This is a genomic window from Tsukamurella strandjordii, from assembly GCF_039525985.1.
Classification (GTDB): domain Bacteria; phylum Actinomycetota; class Actinomycetes; order Mycobacteriales; family Mycobacteriaceae; genus Tsukamurella; species Tsukamurella strandjordii.
Genome location: NZ_BAAAII010000005.1, coordinates 218,073 through 233,987 on the forward strand (window position 1 = coordinate 218,073; position 15,915 = coordinate 233,987).

Genomic DNA, 15,915 nt, shown 5'->3' on the forward strand with positions numbered 1-15,915 from the left:
GCCGTACGGCCGCGCGCCGTGGGTGTCCAGTTCATGAATAGTTCGCCAGGCCCGCGGCGGCGCGTTCCGCCACCGCTGCGGCCAGCGATGCGGGTTCGCGCACCGTCAGCTCGCCGCCGAAGCTCAACACGAAGCGCACCATCCACGACTCGGTCGCGTACGGCATCGTCGCGGTGACCGCGCCGTCCGGACCGTCGCCCACCACGGTGAACGGGTGGTACTCCAGCGCCCAGGCCGCCCCGGGGGCCACATCGACGGTCGCGATGGTCAGGTCGTCGGCCGCGGCTCCGTCGAACAATCCGGACGCGGGCTCGACGTGCTCGGGGACTCGGGAGGGCTCGTCGAGCACGCGCGCCTCGTCGATCCGGTCCAGCCGGAACATGCGCAGCCCCTCGCTGCGGCGGCACCAGGCCTGCAGGTAGGTGTGCCCGTCGAAGGTGTCCACGGCGATCGGGTCCACATCGCGTTCGGTGGTGGTGTCCCGGGTGGCCGAGTAGTACCGCAGGTGCAGCGCACGGCCGTCTCGCAGCGCGGAGTGCACCGCGGCGGCGATCTCGGTGTCGCGGTCGTTCTCGGTGCGGGCGCCGTTGATCGAGGCCACCGTGTCGCGCCCCGCACCCGCCACCGCGGCCTCGAGCTTGGCGATCGCGCGCAGCACCGCCGCCGGATCGGCCACGCCGGGCGAATCCGCCAGCCCGCGCAGGGCCAACAGCAGCGACGCGGCCTCGGCGCCGGTCAGCTTGAGCGGGCGGTCGATCCGGGCGCTGAACCCGATGTCGACACCGGATTCGTCGTAGTCGATCTCGATGAGGTCGCCCGGGTACATGCCGGGTAGCCCGCACATCGTCAGGCCGGTGAGGTCCTTGCGGAGCTGCGCCACCGTGACCCCGAGATCGGCCGCGGCGCGGTCGAGATCGGCGTCGGGGTGCGTGCGGAAGTACGGGATCACGTTGAGCCATCGCGCCAGTCGCTGCATCTGTCGGCTCGGTTGCTTCGGCTGATTCATCGGGCGGCTCCCGCGAGGGCCGTGAGGCGGCCGGTCACCGCATCGCGGAGGCCGTCGGGCTCGAACACCACCGCATCGGGCCCGAGTCCGGTGACCTCGCGGGCCAGCGCGTCCACCGACCGCACCTCCACGGTGAGCTCGGTGCCCGGGCGGCCCCGGAAGTCGGCATCGGCCTGGGCAGATGCGAGACGGCGCAGGCCGTCGCCGCGGCCGCGGGCCACCCACAGTCGCGCGGTGCCCACCGGATCGCGCTCGGCGACGGTGGCCACCACGTGGGCGTGCAGGTCGAAATCCTCGGGCGGCCGGACGGTGGCGGGACGGTCGAGCACCGCTCCCCCGCGCACCCGGGACAACTTGAACGTGCGGACGGCGCCGCGGTCCACATCGTGGCCCACCGCGTAGGCGTTGCCGCGGAAGGTGACCACGCCCCACGGATGCAGGGTGCGATCGAGGAAGGGCTGCGTCGGGTTGGCGCGGTGGGCGAAGGAGACGAGGCGGCGGCGATCGATGCCCTCGAGCATCGCGATGAGCGCTGCCTCGGCCCCGCGGTCCGGAGCCAGGGCCGGGCCGACGCCCGCGCCGGGGCCGTCCACATCAAGGCCACCGGCCCGGAGCTTCTGCACCGCGGACTGCGCCGCCGACGACATCTCGGGCGACTGCCACATGGCCGCGGCCACGGCCACGGCGGTGGCTTCCTCGGGGTCGAGGTCGACATCGCCGAGCGCGTAGTCGTCGAAGGCGATGCGGTAGCCCTGCGTGGAGTTGATCCGCGAGATCGGCGCCACCTCGATCGGCACGCCCAACTCACGCAGATCCGCCTTATCGCGCTCGAACATCCGCTCGAAGGCATCGTCGTCGGAGTCGCGGTCGTAGCCCGCCACGTTGGCACGGATGTAGTCCCGATCCACCGGGAACCGCGTGGACAGCAGGCAGATCACCAGGTTCGTCAAGCGCTCGATACGCGAAGTCGCCACGTGTCGATCTTACGTTCTAGGAGTCCGAATCGCTCACATCGACGCGATCAGCCTTTCCACCCGCTCGTCGACGTTGCGGAAGGGGTCCTTGCACAGCACGGTGCGCTGCGCCTGGTCGTTGAGCTTGAGGTGTACCCAGTCGACAGTGAAGTCGCGGTTCGCGGCCTGGGCGGCGGTGATGAAATCGCCGCGCAGCTTGGCCCGGGTGGTCTGCGGAGGCGTGTTGACCGCGGCGTCCACCTCCGCATCGGTGGTGATCCGGGCGGCCAGCCCGCGCCGCTGCAGCAGGTCGAAGACGCCGCGGCCGCGCTTGATGTCGTGGTACGCCAGATCGAGCTGCGCGATCTTCGGATCCGACAGGTCCATCGAGTACTTGTCCTGGTACCGCTGGAAGAGCTTGCGCTTGATCACCCAGTCGATCTCGGTGTCGACGCCGCTGAAGTCCTGCGACTCGACGGCGTCGAGGGTGCGCCCCCACAGGTCGACGACGCGGTTCAGCTGCTCGTCGGGCTCACGGGTGGTCAGGTACTCGACGGCCTTGGAGTAGTACTCGCGCTGGATGTCCAGCGCGCCCGCCTGGCGCCCCCCCGCCAGGCGCACCTCGTGCCGGCCGGTGGTGTCGTGGCTGACCTCGCGGATCGCCCGGATCGGATTGTCCAGCGAGAAGTCGCGGAACTGCACGCCCGCCTCGATCATCTCCAGCACGAGGGTGGCGGTGCCCACCTTGAGCATGGTGGTGGTCTCGGACATGTTGGAATCGCCCACGATCACGTGCAGGCGGCGGTACTTCTCGGCGTCGGCGTGCGGCTCGTCGCGGGTGTTGATGATCGGTCGGCTGCGGGTGGTGGCGCTGGAGACGCCCTCCCAGATGTGTTCGGCGCGCTGGCTGAGGCAGTACGTGGCCGTCTTCGGGGTGAGCAGCACCTTGCCGGCGCCGCAGATCAACTGCCGGGTCACCAGGAAGGGCAGCAGCACGTCGGCGATGCGGGAGAACTCGCCCACGCGGCCGACGAGGAAGTTCTCGTGGCAGCCGTAGGAGTTGCCCGCCGAATCGGTGTTGTTCTTGAACAGGTAGATGTCGCCGCCGATGCCCTCGTCCTGCAGCCGCTGCTCGGCGTCGAGCAGCAGGTCCTCCAGGACGCGCTCGCCCGCCTTGTCGTGCGTGACCAGCTGGAGCACGGAGTCGCACTCCGCGGTGGCGTACTCGGGGTGGCTGCCCACGTCGAGGTAGAGGCGCGAGCCGTTCTGCAGGAAGACGTTCGAGCTGCGGCCCCAGGAGACCACCCGCCGGAACAGGTACCGGGCGATCTCGTCGGGGCTCAGCCGACGGTGCCCGTGGAAGGTGCACGTGACACCGAACTCGGTCTCGATTCCCATGATTCGCCGCTGCACTTCTCGAACATACCCCGCCCGAGAGGGGCGCCGTCGTCGGCTCGTCGCTACGGGGCTCGACGACCCATCGGCGATCGCGATGCGCGCACGTCAGCCGTGCGAATCCGCCCAACTCCGAATCCCGTCGAGGCGGTCGCGAACCTCGTGTCGGATTCGCGGATCGCTCGCAGTACTGCGTCCCGTTCCGAGGGAGGGGCCGTTAGTAGGGCGTGGCGCGTTAGTCGCTCGCCTCCGCAGAGGAACTCAGCAGCTCGGCGACCCGATCGTCCGTCAGGCGCTTGAAGGCGCGACGAGGACGGTTCCGGTCGAGCACCGCTACCTCCAGCTCGCCCGCCGCGAAGGTCTTCGGTTCGGTGGAGGCCGACGTGGAGGAGTTTCCGTTCGACGGTGCCGCGGCTCCGAGCGCCTTCGCAGCGAGCGCCAGTGCCGCGCCGAGTTCCAGATCGTTCTCGTAGCCCTCGGTGAGCACCGGGCTGATCGCCTCGGTCTGTCCGCCCATCACGATGAAGGCCTTCTCGTCGCCGATCGAGCCGTCGTAGCCCACGCGGTACAGCCTCGCGGACGACGGGCCCGACGAATCGGGACCCGCGACCTCGGCCACGCACAGCTCGACCTCGAAAGGCTTGGCCTGCTCGGTGAACCCGGTTCCCAGCGTGGACGCGTAGGCGTTCGCCAGCGACCACCCGGTCACATCGCGGCGCGAGTACTGGTAGCCACGGGTATCGGCGAACTGGATGCCGGCGCGGCGCAGCGACTCGAACTCGTTGTACTTGCCCACCGCGGCGAAACCGATGCGGTCGTAGATCTCACTGATCTTGTTGAGGGAGCTCGGATTGTCGGCCACGAACAGCACACCGTCGGCGTACTTGATGACCACCACGCTGCGGCCCCGGGCGATGCCCTTGCGCGCCAGCTCCGAGCGATCACGCATGATCTGCTCGGCGGAGGCGTAGTACGGGAACGTCACTGGGCTCCTCCCTCGGGGTTCGTCGCGGAGCGGCGGGCGATCACGCGCTCGGTCGCCGCCGACACGGCCTCCTCGGACACCTCGACCGCACCGTCGGCCGTGATGGTGATGGCCGTGGGGTACAGATTGCGCAGCACGTCCGGGCCGCCCGTCGCCGTGTCGTCGTCCGCGGCGTCGAACAGGGCCTCGGCCGCGACGTCGAGCGCACCGTCGGCGTCGAGGCCGGGCCGGAACCGCTTCTTGATGGACGACTTCGCCCACGCGGAGCCCGAACCGATGGCGTGATACTCGATCTCGTCGTGCCAGTCACCCGTCACGTCGTAGGACACGATCCGGCCGCGGGTCTCGTCGTAGCCGACCAGCAGGGGCACCGCGACGAGACCCTGCAGCGCGGCACCGAAGTTGCTGCGCACCATGCCGCCGAGGCGATTGGCCTTGCCCTCGAACGTGAGTGGCACGCCCTCGATCTTCTCGTAGTGCTCCAACTCCACCGTGAACAGCTTGACGATCTGCTTGGCGATGCCGGCCGTTCCGGCGATGCCGACGGCCGTCAGATCATCGGTGACGAAGGTCTTGACGATGTCGCGCTGGGCGATGAGATTGCCCATCGTGGCGCGGCGGTCACCCGCGAGCAGGACGCCACCGTCGAACTTGAGCGCGACGATCGTGGTGCCGTGCGGAACGTCGCGCGCACCGTCGGGCCCGGCGAGGCGACCCGGAAGCGCCTCCGGGGCCACGGCCGCCAGGTGCTCGACGAACGACGATCCGCCCGACAGGGCCGTCACTGGCCGCCCTTCTGCACGTAGGCGCGCACGAAGTCCTCGGCGTTCTCCTCGAGCACGTCGTCGATCTCGTCGAGCAGATCGTCGGTCTCGTCGGTCAGCTTCTCGATCCGCTCCTGGCCGGCACCCGACGGTGCACCCGTGGCGTCGTCCTCATCGCCGCCGCCACCACGCTTGACCTGTTCCTGAGCCATCTCGCTGCCTCCTTAGCGACCATCCGGGCTGCTCGGCCCGATGGTCCAACCCTACCGGCCCCGGTCTCGACCGCGCCGGTACACGCCGCCGATCGGTACGCTGAAAACCGTGGATCCGTACATGCCTCCGGGGTTGCCGGAACCGGTGCTCGTGACCATCGGGGACATCCATTGCACCCGCACCGAGGTGATCACGCCCGCCGGCACGTTCCCGATCGAGGGCACGCAGTGGGTGGTGGCCGATCAGACCATGACCACGCGCGTCACCCCGACATGGGCCGTGATCGTCGCCATCGTCGTCGCGCTGGGTACCTGCCTGCTCGGGTTGTTCTTCCTGCTGGTCAAGGAGGATCAGACGCAGGGCTTCGTGCAGGTCACCGCGTTCGGGCCCGAGGGGCGTTCGTACACCACCGCGATCCCCGTGCAGTCCTTCGCGGCGGTCCAGGACACCTTCCACCGCGTCGACTACGCCCGCGGGCTCAGCGCCGGCTACTGAAGGTCGATATCCGGCGCGAGTCGCCTGATCGCACGCTTCACGCGCCACGATCCCGGTGACGCCTCAGCGGGGTACTCGATCGTGATCACGGTGCCGTCGTCGAGGTCGAGCGACCACCGGTGCACGTAGGTCACGAGGAGACGGTTGCGTTCGGCGTGATGACGGATCCGTCGGATCTCGGTCCAGGACTTCTCGCACTTCTCCGGGCCTCCGACGCCGACGCCCGCCTCCCCGACCCACCAGATCCACACGCCGCGGAAACGCAGCATGGACAACAGGAACATGCCCAAGAAGCCACACAGGACCATGGAAAAGCCGCAGGCGCCCAGTGCGAACCCGAATTCTGTGGCGGAGGCCTGTTCGTCGATCGCTGTTGTGACCATGCTCGCCGACCTGGCGAGGAACGCCGCAAGGAAGACGACGACCGCGAAGAACTGGACTCCGAGCCGGCCGCGCACCCGGACAGCGCCGGGAGGTGCCGGCGGTGCGGGGGTCGGTGCATCGATCCGCCCGCCGAAAGCCGCAGCGCCCCAGAACGCCGCCAATCCGAAGAGGGTGAGACATCCCGCGTACACCAAAGCTCCGATGTCGGTGTCCTCGCCGCGCAGCAGGCCGGTCACCATGATCCCGCCACCGATCACCGTGATTACACCGCCGATCCGGGTGAGCCAGAACCGCAGCGTCCGAGTGGGAGCCGCTGCCGGATCCTCGGGGGCCAGTGGCACGTACCCGAACGCCTCTTCCGGGCGCCGAGCCTGGTGCCGCCCCTTCACCACCACCCGCCGGAAACCTCGACGCCGGTCGCGAGGCGCCGAAGCGCTCGACGGATTCGCCACGGCTGCGGGCTCGCCCCCGCGGGATAGACGATCGTGACCGGTGGGCGGTCGGTGAAGGTGAGGATCCATCGATGCGTGTAGACGAACCCACGAGCATCGTCGTTCTCGTACTGAACCCGGCTGAGTGTCTCGAGTGGTGCGCGGCCCTCCCGCTCGGTGTCGGCGGTGCGGAAACCGATCTCGTGAGCGGTCAGCCACATGTGCGGCCGTCGACCGGCGCGGACGATGCGGAGCGACAGGGCCGCGCACGCGAAGACGCCCGCAAAAGCGATTACCACCACCGCGGCCCACAGGTCCCATGTGTCGGCGGGTGGATTCAGCGCCAACGAAAGCCCGGTGATGAACAGGAGCAAGCTCGCAGCACTTCCGACCACACCGAGAAGGAAGAGCGCACCGAAGCGGCTGCGGACGACGAGTGCCGACGTGGGCGGGGCCGGTGTGGTGCCGGCACTCTCAGGAGCTATGGCATGCCCCGGCTGGGGTTCCGGTTCCCGCCACGAGCCATGGACTGTCACTGCCGGCGCGAACGTGGCGATCGCCCGGCGTACGTGCGTGGGACGCTGCGGAACGCCGATCGGATAGGTCACCTGCACGGCGGGCTCGCCACGGAGGTGAAAGGTCCACAGGTGCCACACCGGCAAGCCGCCACCGTCGTCGTAGCCGTAGTCGATACGGCTCACCGAGGACCACGGCACTGTGCGCGTTTCACCGCCGACCGTACGCAACTCGACAGTCTCAGGGGTGAGCCGGAGGCGGCGTCCGATACCCCGGCGCCCGATGCGCCACAGGAAAGGTAGGGGGCGCGCTGCCGGAGCCAGGACCACGATGAACAGGGATAGGAACGCCGGGAAAGTGGCGCCGTAGGCTGCGATCTGGCCGATCAGAATCGCCGCGAGCGTGACGCATCCTCCGATCGTGAGCACGGCGAGCGCGCCGAACCACCCGATTCCGCCTCGGACTGTTACCGTTCGCATCTCCCCGCCGATCTGCGTGATCGGCAGCACTCAGGCCCCCGATATTCACTATTGATAATATCGTAGTGAAGTCGGCGACCTAGGAATGGTCAGGCCACAGGGCGCAGCCGGACCACCGGGATCGGGCGACTGGTCTTGCGCTGGTACGCCGCGTAGCGGCCGCCGTTGTTGGAATCGGCGAGATCCCACAGCCGCTGGTAGTCGTCGTCGCCCGGCAGGAGCGCCGTCACGGTGGCCGGGAAGGAATCGGTGCCCACCTGAACGTTCACGGTGCCGGCCTTGACGATGTTGTGGTACCAGGCGGGATTGCGCGGGGCGCCGCCCATTGAGGCGACCACAATGTAGTCCTCACCGTCCTTGACGTAGGTGAGCACGGTGGTCCGCGGCTCCCCCGTCTTCGCGCCGACGGTCCGGATGATCAGGCTGGGTACCCCGAAGAGCAGCTTGTGGCCGATCCGGCCGCCCGAGCGCACGTACAGCTCACCGTGCGCCTCCAGAACCTTCGGGAAAGCCTTGGCGTACGCCTTCGACAGTTCGCGCGTGATGTCCATGATCAGCCCTTCAGGGAGTCGACGAGTTCGCGGGCCGTGGCGGCGCCGTCGAGCAAGGCGCCCACGTGGTCCTTGGTGCCGCGCAACGGTTCCAGAGTGGGGATGCGGACCAACGAGTCGGCACCCACGTCGAAGATCACCGAATCCCAGCTGGCGGCCGCGACCTCGGTGCCGAAGCGGCGCATGCACTCACCGCGGAAGTAGGCGCGCGTGCTCTCCGGCGGCGTGGTGACGGCGGCCATGACCTGCTCCTCGTTCACCAGGCGTTTCATCGAGCCGCGCGCCACGAGCCGGTTGTACAGGCCCTTGTCGAGCCGTACGTCCGAGTACTGCAGATCCACCAGCGCGAGCTTCGACGCAGCCCAGCCGAGCCCCTCGCGCTGCCGGATGCCTTCCAGCAGCCGCAGTTTCGCGGGCCAATCCAGGGTGTCGGCGAGCAGCATCGGATCGTCTTCCAATGTGTCGAGCACCCGGACCCACGTCGCGTGCACGTCGAGCGCACGCGCGTCCTCGGAGCCCTCCAGGAACTTCCCGACCCGCTCGGCGTAGATCCGCTGGATCTGCAGCGCCGTGAGCTGCCGGCCGTCCGCCAGTTCGAGCGGGGCCTTGAGGGACAGATCCCGCGATACCTGGTGCACCGCGGTGACCGGGGCGGCCAGCTGCAGATCGGAGAGGTCCACACCGGCCTCGATCAGGTCCAGTACCAGCGACGACGTCCCCACCTTGAGGTAGGTGGAGGTCTCGGCGAGGTTCGCATCGCCGATGATCACGTGCAGGCGGCGGTACTTGTCCGGATCGGCGTGCGGCTCATCGCGGGTGTTGATGATGCCCCGCTTGAGCGTGGTCTCCAGGCCCACCTCGACCTCGATGTAGTCGGCGCGCTGCGACAACTGGAAGCCGGGCTCGTCGCCGTTGGCCCCGATGCCGACGCGGCCGCTGCCGGTGAAGATCTGCCGGGTCACGAAGAAGGGCGTCAGACCGGTGACGATCGCCGTGAACGGCGTGTCGCGGCGCATGAGGTAGTTCTCGTGCGTGCCGTACGAGGCGCCCTTGCCGTCGATGTTGTTCTTGTACAACTGCAATGCGGGCGCACCCGGCACCGTCGAGGCGTACCGCGCGGCCGCCTCCATCACCCGCTCCCCGGCCTTGTCCCAGATCACCGCATCGAGCGGATCGGTCACCTCGGGCGCCGAGTACTCGGGATGCGCATGGTCCACGTAGAGCCGGGCGCCGTTGGTGAGGATCATGTTCGCGGCGCCGATCTCATCGGCGTCGATGATCGGCGCCGGACCGGCGTTGCGCCCCAGATCGAAACCGCGCGCATCCCGCAGCGGCGACTCCAGGTCGTAATCCCAGCGGGTGCGCTTGGCCCGGGGCACGGCCGCGGCCGCCGCGTACGCGAGCACCGCCTGGGTGGAGGTGAGGATCGGGTTCGCTCCGGGATCCTTCGGAGCGGAGATGCCGTACTCGACCTCGGTACCGATGATGCGTTGCATACGGCCCAGCCTATCGGTGTGCGGTCAGTTCGACTTCCGCGAGATCCGGAACCACGTGACCGCCCAGAACACGGCCCCCATCACCACGAGCGCGCCGATCGCCAGCGCCCAGTTCTCGGGGTACGGATCCCACAGCGGATCGGCCGTGGTCACCTTCTGCACAGCGGGATTCGCCGGATCCGGGATCGAGGTGACCTTCTGCAGATCGATCGACGAGGCGCTCGCCGCGAAACCCCACCGCGAGGGGAACAGCCAGGACACCTGCTCCAGCCCGGTGCGACCGTGCAGGCCGAACAGGCCTCCACTCATCACCAGCTGCACCATGATCACCACCACCAGCAGCGGCATCACCTGCTCGCTCGACTTCGCGAACGCCGAGATCAACAGGCCCACCAGGGTGGACACACAGGCCAGCACCACGATGTCGAGCACCAGCTCGACCGAGGCGTTCTTGAACACCGCACCCTGCGTGCTCGGATGCTCGACGCCCGCCAGCACGATGCCCATCATGATGGCCGCCTGGATCGCGGCGGCGACGAAGTACACCAGCGTCTTCGCCGAGAGGTACGCCCCCGGGCTGAGCCCGACGGCGCGTTCGCGCTGGTAGATCGGTCGCTCACTCACCAGATCGCGGGAGGTGAGCGCCGCGCCCATGAAGCAGGCGCCCACCACCAACAGCACCAGGATCATCGCCGGACCGCCCGTGGTCTCCCCCGGCGCCAAGCCCGCGAGTCCGCGTTCGGCGGGCACGAGCAGGGTGATGCCGCCGAGCGCGATCGGCATCAGCAGGAGGAACACCAGGTAGCCGCGGTCGGCCAGGATCAGCCGGATCTGTCTCCGCGCCACCACCGACAGCTGTTTGCGGGTGGAGGTCTTCGGCGCCTTCGTCGGAGTGGGTGGCGCACCCGTCGGCGCGGGCGGGGGCGGCGCCGGATGCGCCGACCGGTACCGCTGCCACGCGACATCGGGCTGCTTGGCGACGAAATCGAAGATCTCGGCCCAGTCGCTGGTACCCATCGCCGCCTGGACGCCCTTCGGCGAACCGCAGTACGCGGTCTTGCCGCCGGGAGCCAGCAGCAACACCTGATCGCACATGTCGATGTGCGTGAGCGAGTGCGTCACCACGATCACCACGCGGCCGGCGTCGGCGAGGCGCCGCAGGGTCTGCATCACCTGCCGGTCGAGTGCGGGGTCGAGGCCCGAGGTCGGCTCGTCGAGGATCAGCAGCGACGGGCCCGTGAGCAGCTCCATCGCCACCGAGGCGCGCTTGCGCTGGCCACCGGACAGGCGATCGACGCGCGTCTTCTTGTGCTCGGTGAGCTGCAGCTCGGCCAGCACACCGTCGATCACCTGCTCGCGGTCGGCCTTCGACATATCGGGCGGCAGCCGCAGTTCCGCGGCGTAGCCGAGGGCCTGCTGCAGCGTGAGCTGGCGGTGCAGCACATCGTCCTGCGGCACCATGCCGATGCGGGAGCGCATCGCGTCGTAATCGCGGTGCACATCGCGGCCCTCGAACTCGACCCGCCCGGCGGTCGGCGTCACCGCACCCGAGACCACCCGGGACACCGTCGACTTGCCGGCGCCCGAGGGGCCGATCACCGCGGTGAGCGTGCCCGGGGCGGCACGGAAATCGACGCCGTTGAGCAGCGTCTTGTTGCCCTCGACGGTGAGCGTGATGCCCTGCACCGCGAGGCCGGCACCGGCGAACTCCTGGGGGCGCGGCCGGGTGAGCCGGCCGTTGTCGACCACGAGGTCGGAGTTGCCCACCGTGACCACGTCGCCGTCGCGCAGCGAGGTGGGGCCGGTGATCCGCCTGCCGTTGACCTGGGTACCGTTCGCCGAATGCAGATCCTCGATGACCAGGCCCTGGGCTCCGGTGAGCAGTCGCGCGTGCCTCCGCGAGACCAGCATGTCGGGGATCACGAGGTCGTTGTCCGGGGTGCGGCCAATCGACAGCTCACCGCCGCCGGCGCGCGGCGCGGGGATCGGGGCCGCTTGGAACAGTCCGGTGTTCCCGGCCATCGCCCGCAGATGCGGCGCGAGCTCGGAGGCCGCCGAGACCGGCCGTGACTGCGGCGCCGGGGCCGGCTGCGACGGGGCGGGGCGGCTCGGCGGCGCGGGCTGCTGCGGCCGGGGCGGCAGCGGCTTCGGAGCCGACGGCGGGCGCTGCGCCGAGGGCATCCCCTGCGGCGCCCCGGTCGCGGGCTGCGACGGGTTCGACACCGGCGGCGTGGACCGCACGGGGTTGCTGCGCGGCGGCTGCGGCACCGGCGGATTCGACGAGCCCGACACCGGCTGCGAGGACGGACCGGACGCCACCGGCGGACGTCCGTTCGCCGCGACGGCCACCGCCGCACCGGTGCGCGGATCGCCGAACATCAGCGACTGCGCCCCGTTCAAAGCCACCGTCGGGCGGCGGACACCCGCGACGAACACACCGTTGGTGCTGCGATCCGTCAGCACCCAGCCCGTGGGCGTCATCGTGGCCACCGCGTGGGTGCGCGACACCAGCGGGTGGTTGATCGTCACATCCGATTCCAGGGTGCGGCCGAAGGTCACCGTCTTGCCCGGCGCGAAGGTCAACGTCCGGCCATCGACGGTGACGGTCAGAACGCCCGTATCAGTACTCATCACGCATCACTATAAAGACGTCCGTCTTGTCCGGCGCTTACGTGACGCTTGTTGCGCTTACAAGTACTGACCCGTGCTGCTCTCCGTGTCGATCGCGCGCGAGGCGCTGGCGTTCTTCCCGGTGACCAGCGTGCGGATGTACACGATCCGCTCGCCCTTCTTGCCGGAGATCCGCGCCCAATCGTCCGGGTTGGTGGTGTTGGGCAGATCCTCGTTCTCGGCGAACTCGTCGACGATCGATTCCAGCAGGTGGGAGATCCGCAGGCCGGGCTGTCCGGTCTCCAGGAAGCCCTTGATCGCGTGCTTCTTGGCCCGGTCCACCACGTTCTGGATCATCGCGCCGGAGTTGAAGTCCTTGAAGTACATGACCTCCTTGTCGCCATTGGCGTAGGTCACCTCCAGGAACCGGTTGTCGTCGGTCTCGGCGTACATCCGCTCCACGACCCGCTCGATCATCGCCCGCACGCACGCCTCGCGATCGCCGCCGAACTCGGCGAGATCCTCCTCGTGGATCGGCAGTTCCGGCGTGAGGTACTTGGAGAAGATGTCGATCGCGCCCTCGGCGTCGGGACGCTCGATCTTGATCTTCACGTCCAGGCGGCCGGGCCGCAGGATCGCGGGATCGATCATGTCCTCGCGGTTGGACGCGCCGATCACGATCACGTTCTCCAGGCCCTCGACGCCGTCGATCTCGCTGAGCAGCTGCGGGACCACGGTGGTCTCGACATCGGAGCTGACGCCCGAGCCGCGGGTGCGGAAGATCGAGTCCATCTCGTCGAAGAAGACGATGACGGGCGTGCCCTCGGAGGCCTTCTCGCGGGCCCGCTGGAAGATCAGGCGGATGTGCCGCTCGGTCTCGCCGACGAACTTGTTGAGCAGCTCGGGGCCCTTGATGTTGAGGAAGTAGGACTTCACCTCGCGCGAGTCCTCGCCGCGGATCTCGGCGATCTTCTTGGCCAGCGAGTTCGCGACGGCCTTCGCGATCAGCGTCTTGCCGTTGCCGGGAGGTCCGTACAGCAGCACGCCCTTGGGCGGACGCAGTGAGTACTCCTTGAACAGATCCTTGTGCAGGAAGGGCAGCTCCACCGCATCGCGGATCAGTTCGATCTGCCGGCCCAGGCCACCGATGTCGGAGTAGTCCACATCAGGCACCTCCTCCAGCACCAGGTCTTCGACCTCGGCCTTCGGAATGCGCTCGAAGGCGTAGCCCGCCTTCGTGTCCACGAGCAGCGAATCGCCCACGCGCAGCTTGCGCTTCGGGACACCGAACTCGTCGTCGCCCTGCTGATCGCCGGTCTGCAGCGCCAGTGGCGCGGACAGGCGGACCACGCGCTCCTCGTCGGCGTGGCCGACGACCAGGGCGCGCGTACCGTCGTCGAGGATCTCGCGGAGCGTGCAGATCTCGCCCACGGCTTCGAAATCGCACGCCTCGACCACGGTGAGCGCCTCGTTGAGGCGCACCGTCTGGCCGATCTCGAACGAGGCCACGTCGAGGTTCGGTGAACAGGTGAGCCGCATCTTGCGGCCCGAGGTGAAGACATCGACGGTGTCGTCCTCGAAGGTGCCCAGGAGCACTCCGTAGCCCGACGGGGGCTGGCCGAGGCGTTCCACCTCCTCACGGAGCGTGAGCAACTGGGTCCGCGCATCGCGCAGCGTGTCGAGCAGCTTCGCGTTCCGGGTGGTCAGCGCGTCCACGCGTTCGCGGAGCGCGGCCTCGGAGCCGGCGGACGGGGAGGACGACGCCGGGGTCGTCGGACGAGTCGAATCGGATTCGGTCACGAATGCTCCCTTCGAGCGGGGTATATCTACGCTACCCCTTGTTGGATCGCCGCTGCGGACGCGGCGCGACCGTGCCGTCGGCCAACCGCCGGCAGGTGATGAGGAACGCGGTGTGGCCCTGCATCCGGTGCGACGGACGCACCGCGAGTCCCACCACGTGCCACTCCCTGACCAGGGCCTCCCAGGACCGCGGCTCGGTCCACAGGGCCTGCTCGCGAAGCGCCTCCACGACCTTCGACAGCTGTGTGACGGTGGCCACGTACACGGTGAGGACGCCGCCGGGCACGAGCGCCTTACCCACCGCGTCCAGCACGTCCCACGGCGCCAGCATGTCGAGCACCACGCGGTCGACCTGCGGGCCGTCGTACTCCGCGAGATCCCCCAACTGCAGATTCCAGTTGTCGGGGCGGCCGCCGAAGAACTCCTCGACGTTCTTCGCGGCGTACTCCGCGTGATCCTCGCGGACCTCCCAGGAGGTCACGGAGCCCTCGGGGCCCACGGCGCGCAGCAGCGAGCAGGTCAGCGCACCCGATCCGGCGCCGGCCTCGAGCACCCGTGCGCCGGGGAAGATATCGCCCTCGGCCACGATCTGCGCCGCGTCCTTGGGGTAGATGACCTGCGCGCCGCGCGGCATCGACAGCACGTAGTCGGTGAGCAGGGGCCGCAGCGCCAGGTACGGCGTGCCGTTCACGGCCTTGACCACGCTGCCCTCGGGGGCGCCGATCAGCTCGTCGTGCCGGATGCCGCCCTTGTGGGTGTGGAACTCCTTGCCCGCTTCGAGGTGCACCGTGAACTTCCGCCCCTTGGCGTCCGTCAGCTGTACGCGATCGCCCACCTGGAAGGGGCCACTGTTTGCCATGGTCGACGATTCTCCCAGTACCCCCGGCCGTCGGGCGAATCCGGACTGTCGGTAGGACTGATACATGGCTGACGACGCTTTCTTCCATCCCGCCGGCACGGCCGAGGCGCAGGGGCACGAGTACGAGGTCTTCGACCCCACGCCGGCGACGGCCAGCGTGTGGGCCGACACGATGCAGCACGGCGCGCCGCCGGCGGCCCTGATGGTGCGCTCGATGGAAAAGCTCGTCGGCGCCGGTGCGCGGGTGTCCCGGGTGACCATCGATCTGCTGGGCGTCGTCCCCATCACGCGGTCCCGGGTGCGGGCGTGGACCGTCCGTCCGGGGCGGACGATCTCGCTGCTCGCCGCCGAGATGGACTGCGTGGACGCGAACGGCGAGTACCGCACCGTCGCCCGCGCCCAGGCGTGGGTGCTCGCCGCATCGGACACCGCCGCGATCGCCCGAGACCGCTCCCCCGCGCTGCCGCCCGCGGGTGCCGAGCAGGGGGTGATGCCGGGATTCTTCTCGCACCTGCAGGACCAGGGCTTTCTGGCCGCGTGCGACTGGCGGTTCGTCGATCATCCCGACGGTCCGGACGGGCCGAAGCAGTGCTGGATCCGGGCGCGGATGCCCCTGGTCGCCGGTGAAGCCCCGTCGCCCCTGGTGCAGGTCTTCTCCGTGGTCGACGCCGCGAACGGGGTCTCCGCCTACCTCGATCCCACCGCCGTCACCTGGATGAACATGGACATGACGGTGCACCTGCACCGTTCGCCGCAGCCGGTGGACGGCTGGGTCGGCATCCTCGGTGACCAGCTGGTCGGAGGTGAGGGCATCGGCACCACGGTCTCGCGCCTGTACGACGGTGCCGGGGCCTTCGCTGTCGGCGCGCAGACGCTCCTCGTGGCCGCGCGCTAAGTGCGCAGCGATTGCTGGCGCTTGGCGCCTCTCTTGAATCCCGGCGATAGGTCGCCTGAATCAGAGTCAGAAGTTCTTACCAA

General features: G+C 69.0%; 15 protein-coding genes. 2 read left to right on the top strand and 13 right to left on the bottom strand.

What is annotated here, in order from left to right:
- Window positions 1–31: 31 nt before the first annotated feature.
- From ABD108_RS10130 to ABD108_RS10155, 6 genes are all read right to left on the bottom strand, one after another.
- Window positions 32–976, bottom strand: coding sequence for a helix-turn-helix transcriptional regulator (locus ABD108_RS10130; protein ID WP_343930194.1), 945 nt, complete (start codon window positions 974–976; stop codon window positions 32–34).
- Window positions 977–1,002: 26 nt separating this feature from the next.
- The gene (locus ABD108_RS10135) at window positions 1,003–1,980 is read right to left on the bottom strand and encodes a helix-turn-helix transcriptional regulator (RefSeq protein WP_343930195.1); all 978 of its coding nucleotides are present in this window, start codon (window positions 1,978–1,980) and stop codon (window positions 1,003–1,005) included.
- Between the two features lie 33 nt (window positions 1,981–2,013).
- Window positions 2,014–3,372 carry a Pup--protein ligase gene (gene pafA / locus ABD108_RS10140; RefSeq protein WP_220658815.1) on the bottom strand — a complete coding sequence of 453 codons (1,359 nt, stop codon included), beginning with the start codon at window positions 3,370–3,372 and terminating at the stop codon, window positions 2,014–2,016.
- Between the two features lie 217 nt (window positions 3,373–3,589).
- Entirely contained in the window at window positions 3,590–4,339 is a 750-nt protein-coding gene (prcA, locus tag ABD108_RS10145) for a proteasome subunit alpha (RefSeq protein WP_343930196.1), read from the bottom strand.
- Window positions 4,336–5,124, bottom strand: coding sequence for a proteasome subunit beta (gene prcB, locus ABD108_RS10150; protein WP_343930197.1), 789 nt, complete (start codon window positions 5,122–5,124; stop codon window positions 4,336–4,338). Before prcB ends, prcA begins: the two co-directional genes overlap by 4 nt.
- Entirely contained in the window at window positions 5,121–5,315 is a 195-nt protein-coding gene (locus tag ABD108_RS10155; protein ID WP_220658818.1) for a ubiquitin-like protein Pup, read from the bottom strand. The genes prcB and ABD108_RS10155 overlap by 4 nt, the downstream gene beginning before the upstream one ends.
- Before the next feature lie 109 nt (window positions 5,316–5,424).
- Here ABD108_RS10155 and ABD108_RS10160 point away from each other — a divergent pair, with 109 nt between their 5' ends.
- A complete protein-coding gene (locus ABD108_RS10160) occupies window positions 5,425–5,811 on the top strand; it encodes a hypothetical protein (RefSeq protein WP_305110594.1) in 387 nt (128 codons plus the stop codon).
- Here ABD108_RS10160 and ABD108_RS10165 read toward each other — a convergent pair.
- From ABD108_RS10165 to ABD108_RS10195, 7 genes are read right to left on the bottom strand one after another with little or no spacing between them, the layout of a single operon-like run.
- Window positions 5,805–6,590, bottom strand: coding sequence for a hypothetical protein (locus ABD108_RS10165; protein WP_343930198.1), 786 nt, complete (start codon window positions 6,588–6,590; stop codon window positions 5,805–5,807). The genes ABD108_RS10160 and ABD108_RS10165 overlap by 7 nt on opposite strands.
- Window positions 6,581–7,651 (bottom strand): hypothetical protein, encoded by a 1,071-nt coding sequence (locus ABD108_RS10170; RefSeq protein WP_343930199.1) that lies wholly within the window; start codon window positions 7,649–7,651, stop codon window positions 6,581–6,583. Before ABD108_RS10170 ends, ABD108_RS10165 begins: the two co-directional genes overlap by 10 nt.
- 59 nt (window positions 7,652–7,710) lie before the next feature.
- On the bottom strand, window positions 7,711–8,172 hold the full coding sequence (locus ABD108_RS10175) for a nitroreductase family deazaflavin-dependent oxidoreductase (protein WP_343930200.1): 462 nt from the start codon (window positions 8,170–8,172) through the stop codon (window positions 7,711–7,713).
- Window positions 8,173–8,174: 2 nt separating this feature from the next.
- Window positions 8,175–9,668 (bottom strand): depupylase/deamidase Dop, encoded by a 1,494-nt coding sequence (dop, locus tag ABD108_RS10180; RefSeq protein ID WP_343930201.1) that lies wholly within the window; start codon window positions 9,666–9,668, stop codon window positions 8,175–8,177.
- Window positions 9,669–9,692: 24 nt separating this feature from the next.
- The gene (locus ABD108_RS10185; RefSeq protein ID WP_343930202.1) at window positions 9,693–12,299 is read right to left on the bottom strand and encodes an ATP-binding cassette domain-containing protein; all 2,607 of its coding nucleotides are present in this window, start codon (window positions 12,297–12,299) and stop codon (window positions 9,693–9,695) included.
- Between the two features lie 57 nt (window positions 12,300–12,356).
- A complete protein-coding gene (arc, locus tag ABD108_RS10190) occupies window positions 12,357–14,078 on the bottom strand; it encodes a proteasome ATPase (protein WP_220658823.1) in 1,722 nt (573 codons plus the stop codon).
- A gap of 31 nt (window positions 14,079–14,109) precedes the next feature.
- Window positions 14,110–14,937, bottom strand: a complete 828-nt coding sequence (locus ABD108_RS10195) for a tRNA (adenine-N1)-methyltransferase (RefSeq protein WP_220658824.1) — start codon at window positions 14,935–14,937, stop codon at window positions 14,110–14,112.
- Between the two features lie 64 nt (window positions 14,938–15,001).
- Here ABD108_RS10195 and ABD108_RS10200 point away from each other — a divergent pair, with 64 nt between their 5' ends.
- A complete protein-coding gene (locus ABD108_RS10200) occupies window positions 15,002–15,832 on the top strand; it encodes a thioesterase family protein (protein WP_220658826.1) in 831 nt (276 codons plus the stop codon).
- Window positions 15,833–15,915: the final 83 nt, after the last annotated feature.

Coding starts and splice junctions, on each gene's coding strand:
- ABD108_RS10200 (WP_220658826.1), top strand. CDS start 15,002: ATGGCTGACGACGCTTTCTTCCATCCCGCCGGCACGGCCGAGGCGCAG.
- ABD108_RS10185 (WP_343930202.1), bottom strand. CDS start 12,299: ATGAGTACTGATACGGGCGTTCTGACCGTCACCGTCGATGGCCGGACG.
- dop (WP_343930201.1), bottom strand. CDS start 9,668: ATGCAACGCATCATCGGTACCGAGGTCGAGTACGGCATCTCCGCTCCG.
- ABD108_RS10195 (WP_220658824.1), bottom strand. CDS start 14,937: ATGGCAAACAGTGGCCCCTTCCAGGTGGGCGATCGCGTACAGCTGACG.
- ABD108_RS10175 (WP_343930200.1), bottom strand. CDS start 8,172: ATGGACATCACGCGCGAACTGTCGAAGGCGTACGCCAAGGCTTTCCCG.
- ABD108_RS10130 (WP_343930194.1), bottom strand. CDS start 976: ATGCAGCGACTGGCGCGATGGCTCAACGTGATCCCGTACTTCCGCACG.
- ABD108_RS10155 (WP_220658818.1), bottom strand. CDS start 5,315: ATGGCTCAGGAACAGGTCAAGCGTGGTGGCGGCGGCGATGAGGACGAC.